15 protein-coding genes are annotated in these 16,901 nt (G+C 35.5%); 10 read left to right on the forward strand and 5 right to left on the reverse strand.

The window, feature by feature from the left end; translation table 11 throughout:
* Positions 1-124: 124 nt before the first annotated feature.
* Entirely contained in the window at positions 125-586 is a 462-nt protein-coding gene (locus EMTOL_RS02100; protein WP_015027610.1) for a methylglyoxal synthase, read from the reverse strand.
* A 40-nt stretch (positions 587-626) separates the two neighbouring features.
* On the reverse strand, positions 627-2,600 hold the full coding sequence (locus EMTOL_RS02105) for an alpha-L-arabinofuranosidase family protein (RefSeq protein ID WP_015027611.1): 1,974 nt from the start codon (positions 2,598-2,600) through the stop codon (positions 627-629).
* 258 nt (positions 2,601-2,858) lie between these two features.
* Here EMTOL_RS02105 and EMTOL_RS02110 point away from each other — a divergent pair, with 258 nt between their 5' ends.
* From EMTOL_RS02110 to EMTOL_RS02125, 4 genes are all read left to right on the forward strand, one after another.
* Positions 2,859-5,138: a carbohydrate binding family 9 domain-containing protein gene (locus EMTOL_RS02110; RefSeq protein WP_015027612.1), complete on the forward strand. Its 2,280-nt coding sequence runs from the start codon at positions 2,859-2,861 to the stop codon at positions 5,136-5,138.
* A 181-nt stretch (positions 5,139-5,319) separates the two neighbouring features.
* A complete protein-coding gene (locus tag EMTOL_RS02115) occupies positions 5,320-7,821 on the forward strand; it encodes a DEAD/DEAH box helicase (protein ID WP_015027613.1) in 2,502 nt (833 codons plus the stop codon).
* Positions 7,822-7,866: 45 nt separating this feature from the next.
* Positions 7,867-9,198, forward strand: a complete 1,332-nt coding sequence (locus EMTOL_RS21580) for an OmpA family protein (protein ID WP_015027614.1) — start codon at positions 7,867-7,869, stop codon at positions 9,196-9,198.
* Positions 9,199-9,203: 5 nt separating this feature from the next.
* Positions 9,204-9,725 (forward strand): GNAT family N-acetyltransferase, encoded by a 522-nt coding sequence (locus EMTOL_RS02125; RefSeq protein WP_015027615.1) that lies wholly within the window; start codon positions 9,204-9,206, stop codon positions 9,723-9,725.
* A gap of 23 nt (positions 9,726-9,748) precedes the next feature.
* On the opposite strand, the gene EMTOL_RS02130 is transcribed toward EMTOL_RS02125, so the two are convergent.
* Together EMTOL_RS02130 and EMTOL_RS02135 are read right to left on the reverse strand one after the other, a co-directional pair.
* The gene (locus tag EMTOL_RS02130) at positions 9,749-10,048 is read right to left on the reverse strand and encodes a DUF202 domain-containing protein (protein WP_015027616.1); all 300 of its coding nucleotides are present in this window, start codon (positions 10,046-10,048) and stop codon (positions 9,749-9,751) included.
* 161 nt (positions 10,049-10,209) lie between these two features.
* Positions 10,210-11,667: an aminotransferase-like domain-containing protein gene (locus EMTOL_RS02135; protein ID WP_015027617.1), complete on the reverse strand. Its 1,458-nt coding sequence runs from the start codon at positions 11,665-11,667 to the stop codon at positions 10,210-10,212.
* A gap of 88 nt (positions 11,668-11,755) precedes the next feature.
* Between EMTOL_RS02135 and EMTOL_RS02140 the strand changes: the two genes are divergently transcribed.
* The 6 genes from EMTOL_RS02140 (at position 11,756) to EMTOL_RS02165 (ending at position 16,155) form a co-directional block, all read left to right on the forward strand.
* The gene (locus tag EMTOL_RS02140; protein WP_015027618.1) at positions 11,756-12,658 is read left to right on the forward strand and encodes an EamA family transporter; all 903 of its coding nucleotides are present in this window, start codon (positions 11,756-11,758) and stop codon (positions 12,656-12,658) included.
* 4 nt (positions 12,659-12,662) lie between these two features.
* Positions 12,663-13,082, forward strand: coding sequence for a GNAT family N-acetyltransferase (locus EMTOL_RS02145; protein WP_015027619.1), 420 nt, complete (start codon positions 12,663-12,665; stop codon positions 13,080-13,082).
* Between the two features lie 18 nt (positions 13,083-13,100).
* Positions 13,101-13,730, forward strand: a complete 630-nt coding sequence (locus EMTOL_RS02150; protein WP_015027620.1) for a pyridoxamine 5'-phosphate oxidase family protein — start codon at positions 13,101-13,103, stop codon at positions 13,728-13,730.
* Between the two features lie 126 nt (positions 13,731-13,856).
* Positions 13,857-14,186 (forward strand): PadR family transcriptional regulator, encoded by a 330-nt coding sequence (locus EMTOL_RS02155; RefSeq protein ID WP_015027621.1) that lies wholly within the window; start codon positions 13,857-13,859, stop codon positions 14,184-14,186.
* A complete protein-coding gene (locus tag EMTOL_RS02160; RefSeq protein ID WP_015027622.1) occupies positions 14,183-14,761 on the forward strand; it encodes a DUF1700 domain-containing protein in 579 nt (192 codons plus the stop codon). Before EMTOL_RS02155 ends, EMTOL_RS02160 begins: the two co-directional genes overlap by 4 nt.
* On the forward strand, positions 14,758-16,155 hold the full coding sequence (locus tag EMTOL_RS02165; protein WP_015027623.1) for an alpha/beta hydrolase family protein: 1,398 nt from the start codon (positions 14,758-14,760) through the stop codon (positions 16,153-16,155). The genes EMTOL_RS02160 and EMTOL_RS02165 overlap by 4 nt, the downstream gene beginning before the upstream one ends.
* Positions 16,156-16,318: 163 nt before the next feature.
* On the opposite strand, the gene EMTOL_RS02170 is transcribed toward EMTOL_RS02165, so the two are convergent.
* Complete coding sequence (locus EMTOL_RS02170) at positions 16,319-16,855, reverse strand: lipocalin family protein (protein ID WP_015027624.1); 537 nt, start codon at positions 16,853-16,855, stop codon at positions 16,319-16,321.
* Between the last annotated feature and the right edge of the window lie 46 nt (positions 16,856-16,901).

Here is a 16,901-nt window from a genome sequence, read left to right on the forward strand (position 1 = left end):
AGGGTTAATTAAGAGTCGTGAATATATCAATAAAATCTTTAAATAATCATATTTTAATTATCAATTTACCATTTTTCGACAAAATAGTACCAAATTCAAATGCATAGAAATTTCAAATACTGCTTTATATGCGTCTTTTAAGATAATTTCTATAATCAGGTACCACCGTTTCATATTCTGTGTGCATGAGCGAAGAGGTCAAAAGATAATCGGCAGTAGCACGGTCGCAAGCCATAGGGATATTCCAAACAACACCCAAACGTAAAAGAGCTTTAATATCTGGGTCATGTGGTTGTGCCTCCATGGGGTCCCAGAAGAAAAACAAAATATCTATCTTTCCTTCAGCAATTAATGCCCCTATTTGTTGGTCACCACCGAGCGGGCCACTCAAAAGCCTGACAACTGAAACATCAAGTGCTTCTTCAAGCAATCTTCCAGTTGTACCTGTGGCAAAAAGTTGATGTTTAGAAAGGACAGCTTTATTGTAAACTGCCCAATCAATCAAGTCATCTTTTTTGTTATCGTGAGCCACTAAGGCGATGCGTTTTCTTGCAGAAACAATTTTCTTTTTAATCGAATCTTCCATTATTTTTATCAAGTAACTTCAATGATAAATTATCTAACTATCATTTTTTAATTCTATAAACCTTGAATGAATAAGGCTCTAAAGTAAGCATTGTTTTACCTTTTTCGATAGAAATTACGGATTCAGTTGGAACAATTTTACTCGGCTCGGTAATAGTATTATAATTTTTAAGGTCTTTTTCTACCATAGAAATAACTTTACCATTTGTTTTCACACCTAAACCACTTATATTCAAATCAATACGTTGAGCATCGGCAGAAGTATTGACTAATTTAATAATAACTTCATTACTTTTTTCATCAACCGATGCTGCTCCATAAAGTCCATCTTTGCCCGTAAGATTTTGTCCATTCGATTTTATGCCAATTGTTTTCGTACCCGCATTATTCGCGTATAACTTTTGTACAAAATAATTGGCCGTACCAAAAGAGGTGAGATTATCGAACCAAATTAGATCGGGAGTCCATTGCCACCTATTTACATGAGCAAAAAGTGGTGCATAAGACGTCATGTAAACTACATCCGCATTTCGCTCCAAGCCTGTCAAATACGCTGCTTCAGATAAAGCACATTCCCAATTATTTTTATTTTCAGGTGAGGCCACCGCACTACTTTGAGCAGCATATTCGCCCGCAAAAATTTTATAGCGATTACGGTCATAATTATCATAACGCGTAGCATTATCTCTAAACCATTGTGGTTCTTTGTAATAGTGCTCATCTACAATCTGAGCATTTAATTTTGGTAATTCTTTTTCTGCTTGCTCGAATAATTCACCATCTGAAGCGGGACCTGTACCAGAAATAATCTTAATATTTGGGTATTTCGCATGAATTGCCTTCGAAATGATAGCATATCGCTCAAAATATTCCTCACCCCACTGCTCATTGCCAACCCCAAGCATTTGTAAATTAAACGGTGCAGGATGGCCCATTTCAGCACGTAAAGCCCCCCATTTAGTATCTGTACCTCCATTGGCAAATTCAATTAAGTCGAGAGCATCTTGCACAAAAGGGTCGAGTTCTTCCAAAGGTTGCATTTCTGAAGAATTGAACTGACATGCCAAACCACATGAAAGAATAGGTAATGGCGTTGCACCAATATCTTCACACATCAAAAAATACTCAAAGAAGCCTAAACCAAAAGTTTGATAATAATCAGGTGCTGGTCGGTGCTTAAATTCCATATTCCAACGATTGACAATTTGTTGGCGATTTTCAATTTTCCCAACCGTTTTTTTCCATTGATAACGCTCAGCAAGCGTACGTCCTTCAACAATACACCCCCCCGGAAAACGAACAAACCCAGGCTTTAAATCGGCCAATAATTGCACTAAATCTTTGCGGAGCCCACCTTTACGGCCTTTCCAAGTATCTTGTGGAAAGAGTGAAATCATATCAATATCTAACTGCCCTGCTCCTTTAAAAAACACATTTATTTTGCACTTAGGGTCGGTATCAGTAGCAGTAATTACTCCTTCAATTTTTTGCCAATTAGAGCCTAGTAAATTCAAAACTGTACTGCCAATAACTTGGTCTTTGCTATTCAAAATTTCTACTAAAAGACTAATACTTCCTCTATTAAGGCGGGCTAAGGCAGAAAAATCATACTTTTCGCCTTTTTTGATACCAATTCCATCGAATCCTTCATTTTGTAGTCCGAGAGATTTTTTTTCATCACGTTTATCTACTCGTACAACTCTTGGGTTGTTAGGATTTCCCTTTGAATTATTATAAATAGTCAATTCATTTTGTGTATTGAAACGGGTTTCGGCCTCTGGAAGGTGCTTCCAAGCCATCCAAGGATATTCAAATTCAAACGAACGATTTTTAATGAGTTCTGCATACAAACCTCCATCAGCGGCAAAGTTGATATCCTCAAAGAAAATCCCATACATGGTTGGCTGAATCGTTACTAATGGTTTAGTGGCGTCAACTTCAACTTTAGTCGTTTTTTGGGCGATGGTCTGAAAACAAACCAAGAAAAATGCAAGGTATGATGATAATCTTTTCATGAGTTTTTAATCTTTATTTTTACAATAAAGTGTCATTTAAACACTTTAATTTACAAATTAAACTAATTTTCAAACAAGTTTGTGGAATAACTAAGTATTTACCGAAAACCAAAACTATTATTCTTGTTAATAAATCTATCATTCAATAAATCTCGAAAATTCTATTATTAGTCTATTTTATAAGTATTTTCTTCGTAAAATAGTCATAATTCATTAAAAATGAATTATTTTTAATGAATTTTACATTACCTAAACTAAATGAAAATAAAACTTTACTACTTACTTCTTACCACTGTTGTTTTATGTTTTGAATTATCTGCTCAGACAATCAATGAGCAGAAGTATAAAATTCATATCAAACGAACCACTGAAAAAATAAAAATTGATGGTATTTTAGACGAACAAACATGGAAAAATGCCGAGAAGACTCCTCCGTTTCGTCAGCAGTTTCCTTATGATACCTCAACAGCTATTCAACAAACTTCTGCTCGTGTAGCTTTCGATGATGAATTTCTTTATTATAGTTTTGTAGTTGAGCAGCCTCGAAAATATGCGGTTTTATCTTTGAAAAGAGATTTTCCATCAGGCGGGGGAACAGATTTAGTTATCTTCAATATTGATACTTTCAAGGATAAACAAAATGGTTTTCATTTTGCCGTAAATCCTTATGGTGTACAACGTGAAGCCCTCATTTCAAACGGAAATGTGGTATCCAATGATTGGGATAATAAGTGGTACACAGCCGTTAAAAACTACGATGACCATTGGGTAGTAGAATGTGCTATTCCATTTAAAACACTTCGTTACAAATTAGCTGAAAATGGTCAAAATACTTGGAATGTAAACTTCTTCCGAAATAATCTTTTTTTGAATGAACGCTCATCTTGGGCTCAACTTCCTCGTAGTGGTAAAGGTACAGATTTGGCATTTTCGGGCACTCTGATTTGGGATGATGCTCCCCCAAAACCAGGCCCAAACATTTCGATAATTCCTTATAGTATTGCCTCAGTTGGCCAGGAATTTATCAATGAACGTCCATTAGAAAAAAAAGCCAATATTGGTTTTGATACTAAAATTGCGGTTACACCTTCTTTAAATTTAGACATTACTGTCAACCCAGACTTTTCACAGGTTGAAGTTGATAGACAAGTAACTAACTTGAGCCGTTTTGAAATTCTTTTCCCAGAAAGACGACAATTTTTCTTGGAAAACAATGACCTTTTTGGCTCTTTCGGCACAGACAATATTACTCCCTTTTTCTCTCGCAGAATCGGAATCACTAAAAATCCTTTAACTGGTAATAGCCAACAAGTGAAAATTTTGGGCGGAGCAAGACTCAGTGGTAAACTCACTGATAATTGGCGAATCGGCTTAATGTCGATGCAAACCAAAGGAACTAAATTCGATGATAAAATTGGGCTAGCAGGTGCAAACTATACAGTTGGAGCGATTCAACGAAAAATGTTTACGAGGTCGAATATATCATTGATGGTTGTTAATAAGGAAAATGCGATTGGTAAATTAGAAACCCCTCAGGCTGTTGATTCACTGAAATTTCATCGAATTGTGGGCATAGATTACAATATGGCCTCAAAAAATGGTTATTGGAGAAATAAGTTTTTCTATCATCAATCATTTACTCCCACTAGTTTGAAAGGGCAAAATTCAGCGGGAATTATTATTTTGAAAGACTCCCCTACTTGGTTTATTAGCTCAGGAAGTACTTATGTAGGCGAAAACTACTTCGCTCCAGTTGGATATGTTCCTCGTCAAAATTTTCTACGTAATGAATCAAATTTTGGCTATACATTTTATCCAAGAAGCCCTAAAATAAATCGTGTATTAAACAACTTCGGATTAGGTGTAGATTGGGACTACTTCACCCGAAAATCTGATTTTAAAACTATTGACTATGATTTTACGCCAGTATTTTTTGTACTTCAGTTTACCAATAATGCCAACCTTACCTTCTTCCCGTACCGATTTATGTACACGTATTTGTTCACCGATTTTGACCCTACCAATACTGGAGGGAAAACTCTCGCTCAAAATCAAGGATTTTACTACAAACAAACTCGTTTTAGCTTTCAATCAAATACGAATAAACCATTTTTCTTCAACATAAATGGTAGGGCGGGCGAATATTACAATGGACACTTTCTATCGCTCGGTAGTACAGTAAATTATCGTTTTATACCATACGCCTTGCTTTCAGTTGATATTACGCATAATCGAATCAAATTACCTAAACCATACAGTTCTGCGGTTTTATGGTTGGTGAGTCCACGGGCTGAAATTACATTCAATAAAAATGTTTTTTGGACAACTTTCGTGCAATATAATAATCAGGCGAACAATGTAAACATCAATTCTCGTTTTCAGTGGCGATTCAAACCCGCCAGTGATTTCTTCATTGTTTATACTGATAATTATTTCGCAACTGACCCAGAAATGCTTGAAAAACCCTATAATTTGGGGGCATTGAACAGCAAAAGTCGAGCATTAGTAATGAAACTAACTTATTGGTTTAATATATAGATTTAAGTGGGGCACATCTGGCAGATGTGCCTCACTTGTTTTAAAAATAATATTGGCCAAGAGGTATCCCTACTAAATTAAATTTTCTTTATCTTAAGGATTAGTACCCTCCTACAAATTTCTCAAATCATAAAAATATTGTAACTTACGGCAGTTTTTAGATACTCCCCAAAAACATAAAATGGCAACTAAAAGACTTTCAAAAAGCAAATCTGCCAGTAAAAAAAAGGTAGAATCGCCTAAGAAAATTCCCTATTACCGAAAACCCGATAACCTAACACTCGACCAATGGCAAATTGCTTTAAGAAAACAATTTGGACAGGAAAACGAATTTGAAGTTACGAATATCGGTCAGGAGAAGTTTTTTTCTGATTTTCAGGTAGTTAATAAAGCTACAAACAATGCTTATAAAGTTGCCATCAGAAGCACCGATGACTCCAAGAATTTCTGTGAATGTCTTGATTTTAAAACCAATCGCTTAGGGGTTTGTAAACATATTAGTGCTACTTTACATCATTTAAGTGGAATTCACGGTGCAAAAAAAGCATTCAAAGAAGGAAGTTTTGAGCCTACATATAGCTCTGTTTATTTAGATTATCGAAACGGCCGACAAATAAAGATTCGAATTGGAGAAGAAAATAAAAGTGATTATACAAAGCTTGCCCAGCAATATTTCGACGAAAATAATAACCTAAAACCCGCCTCCTTTCCTATTTTTGAAATCTTCCTTGAAGAAGCCAAGAAAATAAACAAGCGTTTTAGATGCTACGCCGATGCCCTCGATTTTGTAATTGCCGAAAGAGATAAAATTCGCCGAAAAGAATTTTTCACAAAACTAATTCCCGAAGGGTATGAAGACTTAAGTTTTGAAAGTTTAGTTAAAATCGAACTCTTTCCCTACCAAAAGAAAGGCGTATTTTTTGCAGCTACTGCGGGCCGAAGTCTTATTGCCGATGAAATGGGTCTAGGCAAAACCTTGCAAGCAATTACCACAGCAGAGTTATACAAGAAAGAATTAGGCATTAATCGAGTGTTGATTGTCTGCCCGACTTCATTAAAATATCAATGGAAATCTGAAATTGAGCGATTTACGGAAAGCACCGTACATGTCATCGAAGGGACACTCATCAAACGTGCCGCACAGTACCAATATGTTGATGCCTTTTACGTAATTGTGAGTTATCATACAACTACTCAAGACCTTGATTTGCTAAATAAAATGGAGGCCGACATGGTGATTCTCGACGAAGCCCAACGTATCAAAAACTGGAAAACAAAGGTTTCGCAACAAATCAAAAAACTCAATACCCCTTATGCTTTAATTCTGACAGGAACACCTCTCGAAAATAAGCTCGAAGAGCTTTATTCAATCACTCAACTCATTGATGTTTATCGCTTAGGGCCTGTTTATAGATTTTTAGACCAACACCAAATTTCAGATGAATCGGGTAAGGTTGTTGGCTACAAAAACCTTCACGAAATCTCGAAATTATTATCAGATATTCTGATTCGTCGCACCAAAAAAGAGGTACTCTCGCAATTACCGAAACGAATGGATAAAAATTTGTTTGTGCCAATGACACAAGAACAAATGAATATTCATAACGAATTGGGCGATAATGTAGCAAAATTAGTGAATAAATGGCGAAGATATGGATTTTTAAATGAAACCGATCGCCGTCGATTGATTCTCTCATTAAGTCAGATGAGAATGGTTTGTGATAGTACTTTTATACTTGACCAAAAAACTCGTCACGATACAAAAATTGAGGAAGTAATGAATATTTTGGAAGAGTTTCTCGAAAACTCCGAAGAAAAAGTAGTTATTTTTAGTCAATGGGAAAGAATGACCCGATTGGTTGCACAGGAGCTTACTGATAGGGAAATCAAATTTGAAAACCTTCACGGAGGAATTGAAAGTACGAAACGTAAAGATTTACTCGACAATTTCCAAAACGACCCCGCAAGCAGAGTTTTTCTATCGACTGATGCTGGTGGAGTTGGCCTAAACCTGCAAGCGGCATCTTTACTTATCAATCTTGATATTCCGTGGAATCCTGCCATTTTAGAACAACGAATTGCTCGTATTTACAGGCTTGGTCAAGAACGAAATGTTTCAATCATTAATCTCATTTCAACTGGGACGATTGAACACAAAATGCTTGATGTCTTGAAATTCAAAGGGGCGATGGCCGAAGGAGTTCTAGACGGCGGCGAAGACACCATCTTCTTAGGCGAAGATAAGTTCAAGCAATTCATGAACTCGGTTGAAAGTTTAACCGATGCTCCGCAAAACGAGAATACTATCATTGATTCTTCCGAAGAACACGAAGCTGAAGAACAAGATTCGGTCAATCATGCTGAAAGCTCACTGGTTAGCTTACCCGAAAGTGCTACCACATTTTTTGGTGACGATGATGTAAGCGAAGAAACAATGGTTGATTTATCGGTGAGTGAAAGTGCCAACCCGAATGAAGAACTTATCAAGAATGGGGTTCAGTTTTTTACGCAACTAGCTCAAACACTCAAAAATCCAAACGATAGTCGAGAATTAATCGAACACCTCATTCAAAAGGACGAAACAGGAAAATTATTCCTAAAAATTCCAATAGAGAGCGAATCCATCGTGACAGATACATTACAAAGTTTAGGTGCTATATTTGGAGCTTTACTGAAAAAATAAAAAGGAACCCTTTACCTAAAAAGCAAAATACTTATATCTCTCATAATGAAAATTCGTACTTTGATTTTATTCTTTTTCATGATAATGGTAAAGTTGGCTTTCTCCCAAGAACAAGCCCGCCTCAATATCAAAGGCTTCGTAAGAGACCAAAAGAGTAATATACCGTTAACAGCACAATTGAAAGTAATTTATAATGATATTAGTCTAAAAAGTGTAGAGGCTACAAGTAAGGAAGATGGCAGTTTTGAGCTAAAAACTTTGACCAAAAACTTTATTCTACAAGCTAAGGCCGATGGCTACATCGTTTCGAATGTGGTGATGAATATCGAATATTCGATTTCACAAACCATTATTGTTGAAATTCCAATGGTGGCCAACAGTAAACTAAAAAATAATCAATTAAACGTTGAATTTGCCACTCGCATACAAGAGAATAAGATTAAAGAATTGCATAGCAAACAAATATTTCAAGCTGTCGATGCCATTAATGGGAGTGTTTTAGGTGCACGATTTAGATTATTAAGCACTAATCAGAATGAGGTAATTAGTACTCGTACAAGTATAGAAGAACCTATTTTTGAGCATGACTTCACAAAAAAAGAAAAAATCTTACTTGAAGTAACTACTGACGGTTATCAAAAATTTTCAGAATACATTGACATTAACTCACTCGATGCAACGGTTCATACAAATACAGCTAGACTTATCAAGAAAATTTCATTTTTCAATTTAATCATTAAAAATGAGCCTGAATTACATAGTGTACAAGTAACAGAAATGGGTAATTTAAACCCCAAAAGCATTAAACTTGTCAATAATGAAGGTATTTATTTTGGACTCCTCGAAACCGACCATAAATATGTGATTAAAGCAAATACCAAAGGAAATGAAGCGATAGTTAAAGAACTCATAGCTGCGGAAGGGTTCAATCAAAATATTATAATTCTTGAGCATAAAATCAATGCCTCAAATGTAAGTGAAAAGGTTGTACATGCTGAAAAACAAGCCTATCAGCCAGAAAACAGAGCCGTACAATTAGAGAATCAAACCCTATTTTTTGAACAAGGAAGCTACGCACTAAAACCCGAATCAAAAGTATTATTAGAGAATATTGGTAAACAAATGCTTGAATTTCCAGAAGTGAATATTGAAATTACTGGATACACAGATAATATTGGAGACATTCGTCAAAATCAATATCTCTCAGAATTTAGAGCAAAAGTGATTTCAAATTTTCTCTTCAACAAGGGCATAAAAAGTAATCGTATTACACTCAAAGCAAATGGTTCTAACTCACCTTTTGCCGACAATGATTCTGAAACCAATCGCCAACGTAATCGCCGAGCCGAACTACGATTTTTTGCAGCGAAGCAGTAAAATTTATGACAAAAATCCTCGAAACTCAACGCTTAATTCTCCGTCAGTTTACACTTGATGATGCTCCATTTATTCTTGAATTGCTTAATACTCCCACTTGGTTACAGTTTATTGGCGATAGAGGTGTTCATAATATTGTAGATGCCGAGAATTATTTGCGAAATGGTAGCATGAAAAGTTATGTCGAGTTTGGCTTTGGGTTCTACGCTGTCATTGAAAAAGCTACTGGAAATACTATCGGCATGTGTGGGCTCATCAAAAGAGATAATTTACCAGATATTGACATCGGTTTTGCATTTTTACCCCACCTAATAAGTAAAGGATTAGGTTATGAAATTGCCTCTGCCACACTTGACTATGCTCTTAATACTTTAAAATTAGGTAAAATCATTGCCATTGTCAACCCAGATAATGAAAAGTCAATAGGACTAATTAAAAAGCTGGGAATGGTATATGAATCAATTATCCCATTTGGAGAAAAAGAAGTAATGGTTTTTGGGATAGTTTCAAAGGAAGGCTTCGCTTGAAGCGAAGTCTTCCTTATTAAGAATTAAAAAAGATATTCATCTTTAAAGTTACCTATATGAATTTTGCTTTGTTTGATTTTTTTTCTTTGAATAAAGTAATTTATTATGCCATAAATGAATATTATTCCTGAAAAGCTAAAAAAAATATACTTATAGGCAATATTACTCTTTAATAAATTATCAATTGATAATCCTGCAATTAGAAAATACATGGAAGTACGCAAAAATGCTAAAATAGTTGATTGATTCGCAAGTATCGTACGTTGAATAGCCAAGTTTTCTCGCAAAATCAAATCTTTATTGACTCTTTCTTCATTTTTCATATTCGTTTTTTAAGTAATCAGTATCAACTTAATTAGATGTTTCAAAGGTAAAATATATTACAATTTACTCTCGTGACTTTTATTACAGAACAAAAATATAATTCAAAGGAAGACTTCGCTTGAAGCGAAGTCTTCCTTATTTATTAATTGTTAACCCTTAATCATATACTTTTCTTTAATATCTCTACACACTTCTCTAACTCTTCAATCTTAGAAGAAGCAAAACCCAATCGAGTAGCATTGAGATTACGGTCTGACAAACTATGTTGTACGCCATTCGAGAAATAAAGCCCATTTTTTAAGGCGTTTTCGGCTGTTTTTACCAAATCAATACTTTTATCAAATTTCGTCCAAACCGACATCCCACCTTCAGGAATCTGAAAACTGACTTCATTTCTGAGCTTTTGCTGCAATAATTCACAGAAAAAGTCTCGTCTTTCTCGGTATTCTCTCAGTGATTTTCTAAGATACTTCTGAATAACTCCTTCGTGTAGCAATTCAGCAATGGCATTTTCAAGCATGGTATCTCCCTGTCGGTCAATAATTCTCCGATGATACGATAAATGTTCAATCACTTCTTCGGGAGCAACCAAATAACCAACCCGAAATGCGGGCGAAATACTTTTTGTAAAAGAGCCAGAGTATAGCACCACTCCTACCTCATCGGCACTAGCCAGTGGCAAAAGTGGCTTACTTTGATAGTGAAAATCGTAATCATAATCATCTTCAAAAATGATAAAACGATACTTTTCGGCCAATTTCAAGAGCTTTATTCGTCGGTCAGCTTTCAGCGTAACGGTTGTTGGGTAATCGTGATGTGATGTGACATATATCAATCTTATTGGGTATTTTTCACATAACTCTTCTAAAGCATCAACCACAATTCCATTTTCATCGGTCGGAATGTTTAGGATTTTTGCTCCTGCATGTTGAAAATTAATCTTGGCACTGGCCCAAGTCATTTCACCTAAAACTACAAAATCGCCTATCTTCACAAAAGCCGTCGTGAGTAAATACATGCCCATCATCGTCCCTCGCACAATCAACACGTTTTCGGCGGTAATTTTCAATCCCCTACTTTCATTCAAATAAGTAGCCAATTCTTGTCTGAGCCAATACGAACCTTTGGTATCGCCATACCCTAACTTTACATAGGAATTCCCATGAATTAAATTCCCTCGATACGCTCTTGCTAAATCAAGTAACGGAGCTAAGCGTGGGTCAGGAAAACCATCATCTAAATGTAGTTTATCGAAAGCTTTTACTACTTCTCTACGTAAAACTGGCTTTTGTTCAAAATTAAACCCAGCTTTTTTAGGTAGGCTGATGGGCATTTCGATAAGTTTTTCGCTCACTATTTCGGGTAAATTATTCGCCACAAATGTGCCACTACTCTGTTTAGTTTCTAACCAACCTTGCAAAATCAGCTCTTCATAAGCAATCGTGATGGTTTTTCGGTGCAAACCCAAAAGTTCACTTAGCTTGCGTGAACTCATGATTTTTTGTCCCTTTTTCAGCGTACCTACTTGAATCAAGCTAATAAATCGCTCAATAATCTGCTGATAAATAGGCACTTTTGAATCTTTGTTTACATGGATTAGCGTATTCAATGGCAACATAACTGGACTACTAAATATTTCATTTTTGGACTAAAACAATAGTCCAAATTTACACTATTTTTGTATCAGATAATCAAAGAACTACAATATGTTTTCATTCAAATTCAAAATAATCTGTGCATTTACTGCCATTTATTTGGTTTGGGGCTCAACGTATCTGTTTGTCAAGATTTCACTCCATTCGTTTCCACCATTTATGCTCTCTACCCTACGATTTTTTATTGGTGGTGGGGCATTATTGATTTATACATTAGCCATAAAAGATACCTTACCGAAGTCGAAAGAGTTAATCAGGCAAGCCATTTTGGGTTGTGTTACTTTCATTGGCGGCATCATGTCGGTTGTTTGGGCTCAACAACATTTATCATCAAGCTTAGCTTCTACCATTATCACCACACCTTTTTGGTTTGTGGTATTAGACAGTAAACAATGGCGATATTACTTCTCCAATTTCCACATCCTTATTGGCTTACTGTTGGGCTTAGTGGGTGTGAGCCTCTTGATGATACTAAAAACCAATACTCACATTAGCGGCCCAATTTCTATGCAGTTGATTAGTATTTTGGTCATCATTGCCGGAAGTTTTCTTTGGGTTTTAGGCTCGCTTTATCTTAGAAATAATCCGAGTTCGACTTCGGTTTACGCCAATACTACGGTACAATTATTCGCAGCAGGAATTTGTTGTTTGTTTATTAGCCTCTTCAATGGGGAAATGAATCATTTCAATCTATCACAAACTCGACTTGATGGCTGGTTATCAGTTACTTACTTAGCTATTTTTAGTAATACCCTTACATTTTTGGCTTTTGTTTGGCTAATCAAAATTAAACCTCCAGCCATTGTTAGCACATACTCCTACGTCAATCCAATGGTAGCTACGCTTTTGGGTTGGAGTTTAGGAAACGAACACATTACGTTGGTGCAAATTTTAGCCCTTAGCCTGATACTTTCGGGTGTATTATTTGTGAATTTAGGAAGAAATAAAGTTTAAAGATATGGAAATCCAAACCGCTCAAACCAAAGAAGATTTTTTGAAATGTTTTGAGGTGATGCAAGCCCTGCGTCCACACCTTACACCCGAATTGCTTTTGGAATTATTACCCCAAATGCAAAAAGAAAACTACACCTTAATTTTTATCAAAGAAAATGGCAAGGCTATTTCTGCTTGTGGTTTTAGGTATTTAACTAGCTTATTTGATGGCCGATATATCTACATCGACGACCTGTCTACCTTACCAGAAGCTCGTGGAAAAGGCCACGCAGGAGCGTTGTTTGATTATGTAGTAGAAAAGGCAAAAGCCGAAAACCTTTCAGCTGTTCATCTCGATTCTGGGCATCACCGTTACGATGCTCACCGTTTATATTTAAACAAAAAAATGAAGATTGTCTATCATCATTTTAGACTTGAATTATAAAAACACCTACACAAAATTATGATAAAGCAAACTCCTCGCACGGTCACGAGCCGCATGCCCAAACGTACGCAGTATGATGAAACATTGATTTATTCAATTTTAGATGAAGCCTTGTTTTGCACCATTAGTTATTCGATTGATAATCAACCATTTTCAATTCCTACCGCCTTTGTTCGTAAAGGTGATAAACTCTACATTCATGGGTCAGTAGGAAGTCATTTTTTGAGAGGAATTGAATCGGGCATACCTGTTTGTATTTCGGTGATGCTTACCGATGCCTTGGTTGTGGCCAAATCGGCGTTTCATCATTCGGTCAATTATAGGTCAGTGATTATTTTCTCAAATGCAGAAAGAATTGATGATTACGAAATAAAATATCAATTCTTCAAGGAATTAACCGAAAAAATTGTTCCGAATAGTTGGGAATATTTACGGCCAATGAAACCTTCCGAAGTAAACAAAACTATGCTTCTGGTTTTTGATATTTCGGAAGCATCAGCACGACAACGCACAGGGATGCCCAATGATGACGAAGAAGACAAAAGCCTGCCAATATGGTCAGGACTTATTCCGATTCCACCCAATAGACTCACACCAATTGCTGATGAAAATAGTGTTGGAATTCCGTTACCCAAGCATTTGAGCTGATTTTCACGTCATAAACATAACCATTCATCATTAATTTTAATACTGTCATCAAAAAAATGACAGTATTTTTAATTTTTAAATACCTCGTATTACAAAGTATATAAAATTTTATAATACCTTTGCATCATGAAAAACGAATTCTTAAAAAACTGGGATACGCAACTCAAAAAAGGACTCCTACCCTTTTATGTTTTGCAAGCACTTAATCAGAAGGAATGCTATGGCTATGAGCTTATTCAAACGCTCAAAGACACTTTGGGCATTGAAGTAACCGAAAGCACAATTTACCCATTATTGATTCGACTAATGAAAGATAATTTATTGATACACAAGTGGATAGAACAACAATCGGGAATTCCTAGAAAGTATTATTTCATTACTGAAGAGGGTAAAAACAATGTAGCAGAAATGCAAAAAAGTCTTGTAGAAATTATTGAAAAAATACAAAAACAATGAAATTAATCGAATTTAAAAATACAAATGCACAGAGAATTTACACCGATTACATCAACAGAAGTAAACGAGTTACTAAAATTCTTTCTAACGAAGACCAAGAAGATTGCTTAATGGAGCTGAATAGTTATATCTATGAGTATATCCAAAACCACCAAAACGAAGATGAAACCACAGCCTTACTCAACATTATAGAGCGATTAGGTTCGCCCGAAATTACTCTAAAAGAAGTAGTTGCTGCAAAAAAAATCGACCAAGCTGTTAGGACTTTCAATCTAAAACACCTGATTCAAGCACTTTTCCTAAACCTTCGTAATGGATTAGTATATATCGTCTTATTCATTTTAACAATTATGCTAGCTTCGTTTCCAATTCTAATTGTATTGGAACTTTTACATCCAATTGAAACTGGATTATTTATAGGAAAAAGAAAATTCTTTTTCGGAATTGCTAATCCAAATGCTGGATTTTATGAAGTGCTTGGCAATACCTTTATTCCGGTTGTTATCCTACTAGGAGTTGCCTTCTACTTCCTTATTATATTCTTATTAAAACTTGTTAAAAATAAAAAATCATGAAAAAGCTACTATTAATATTGTTTGCAATCTCTTTCATCGGGAAAAAAGGTTTAGCACAAGATATCACTGGCTCTTGGAATGGTACGTTGAAAGTAGGTACAGTTCAGCTAAGGCTAGTTGTGAATATTTCAAAAACGGGAAATGCTTATAATTCTACTTTAGATAGCCCTGATCAAGGGGCAAAGGGAATTGCGGTTACGAAAACTACTTTCGAAAATGCAAAACTAAAATTTGAAATACCAGTGGCTCAAATTGAATACGTTGGCGATTTCAAAAACGATAAATTTTTCGGTACTTTTAAACAAAGTGGGAAAGAATTTCCTTTGGAATTGAGTAAAGGCGGCATTTCAGTGGCGGCGGTAAAACGGCCACAAGAACCCCAAAAACCATTCCCATATTACTCAGAAGAAATTACTTTTGAAAACCCAAAAGCTCAAATTACATTGGCTGGTACACTTACACTACCCCAAAAAGAGGGTGTTTTTCCCGCCGTTATTCTAATTTCAGGAAGTGGCCCACAAAATCGTGATGAAGAGTTACTTGGTCATAAGCCGTTTTTAGTAATTTCTGATTATTTAACTCGCCATGGCATTGCAGTTTTACGCTTCGATGATCGTGGAGTTGGGCAATCGAAAGGAGTTTTCAAAACTGCCACTTCAGCAGACCACGCTAGCGATGTAGCCAGTGCAGTGGCTTATTTGAAAACTCGTAAGGAAATCAACCAAATTGGACTCATGGGCCATAGCGAGGGAGGTTTGATTGCACCGATGGTTGCAGCCAATAATAATCAAGTATCATTTATTGTGCTTTTGGCGGGAACAGGCATTAGTGGAGATAAACTCTTATTGATGCAACAAGAACTAATTTCAAGAGCCAATGGTGTGAGTGAACCAGAAATTGCTTTATCGAAGAAAATCAACGAAGGGGCTTTTAAAATAATTGTACAATCGAATGATGATGAACAATTGAAAAAGGATCTAGCAACCTACATAGGCAAGATGGTTAACGAAAATCCTGAAATTAATCCTAAAGGAGTAAAAGAAGAGGATTTTATTGCACAACAAGTAAAAAGTGCCATGAGTCCGTGGCCATGGATGCAGTATTTCTTAAAATATGACCCTGTCGAAAACTTAAAGTTAGTAAAATGTCCAATTTTGGCAGTTAATGGCGAAAAAGACTTGCAAGTGCCTGCTAAAGAAAACCTTTCAGCAATTGAAAATATTGTCAAAAAAGCTGGGAACAAAGATGTAACAACAAAAGCTTACCCCAATTTAAATCATTTATTTCAAGAATGTAAAACGGGTAGTCCAGCCGAATATTCCACTATTGAGCAAACATTTTCGCCGCTCGTAATGGAGGATTTTACAAAATGGATAAAAATAAAGACTAAGTGAGTTAATTTGTTTCTGCCAACCCCTAAGTCTGGGGTTAGCAGAAACAATTTTCTTGGTGATTACAGCCTTGAATTTTAATCTAATTTAAAATGCTTTTACGCATTTTTATCAAATTCTTAGGGGATTTGTTCCTAAAGGAAGTCTGTCACTTTATGGCAAATAACTATTTTTTAGTATAAGTTTCATTGATTGTAAGTTCTGAATAAGTCCCTCTAATGAATGTTTTTACTAACTCTAAGGCATCTATGTCTGATTTACTGGTTAATGATTTTTTAACAGAATCAAGAAAAGTAATCATTGAAGTAAGATTGGTGGTAAGTTTTAAAGACGTTCCTGTTAAGGCTAAATCATAACTAATGTCAACCTTAGAATCTGCATAATCATCGAATGTGAGTTCTAATTTATTATTTGATAGCGTATAAGTTCCGTTATACGTGTCGCCGTAATTATCTAATAATGAAAACTTACCTCCATCATTAAAGGTATAACTTTTTGCTTCAAAAAAATTAAAATTTGATAACTCATCTTTTGTTAAAGGTTTAGTTGTTGTTTCCCCCATTTTTTTACCCGTACCATCTGTGCTTGTAATTGTCCAAGTACCTACAATATCCACAGGTTTAACATCTTCATTTTTGGAACAAGAAGCAGTAAATAGACCAATAAAAATAATAAGAGCATAAGTTTTAAATGTAGATTTCATTTGTTTGATTGTGTTTATATAAAAAAAAATTAAATTCTAATATTTA

This window comes from Emticicia oligotrophica DSM 17448, from assembly GCF_000263195.1.
Lineage (GTDB): Bacteria > Bacteroidota > Bacteroidia > Cytophagales > Spirosomataceae > Emticicia > Emticicia oligotrophica.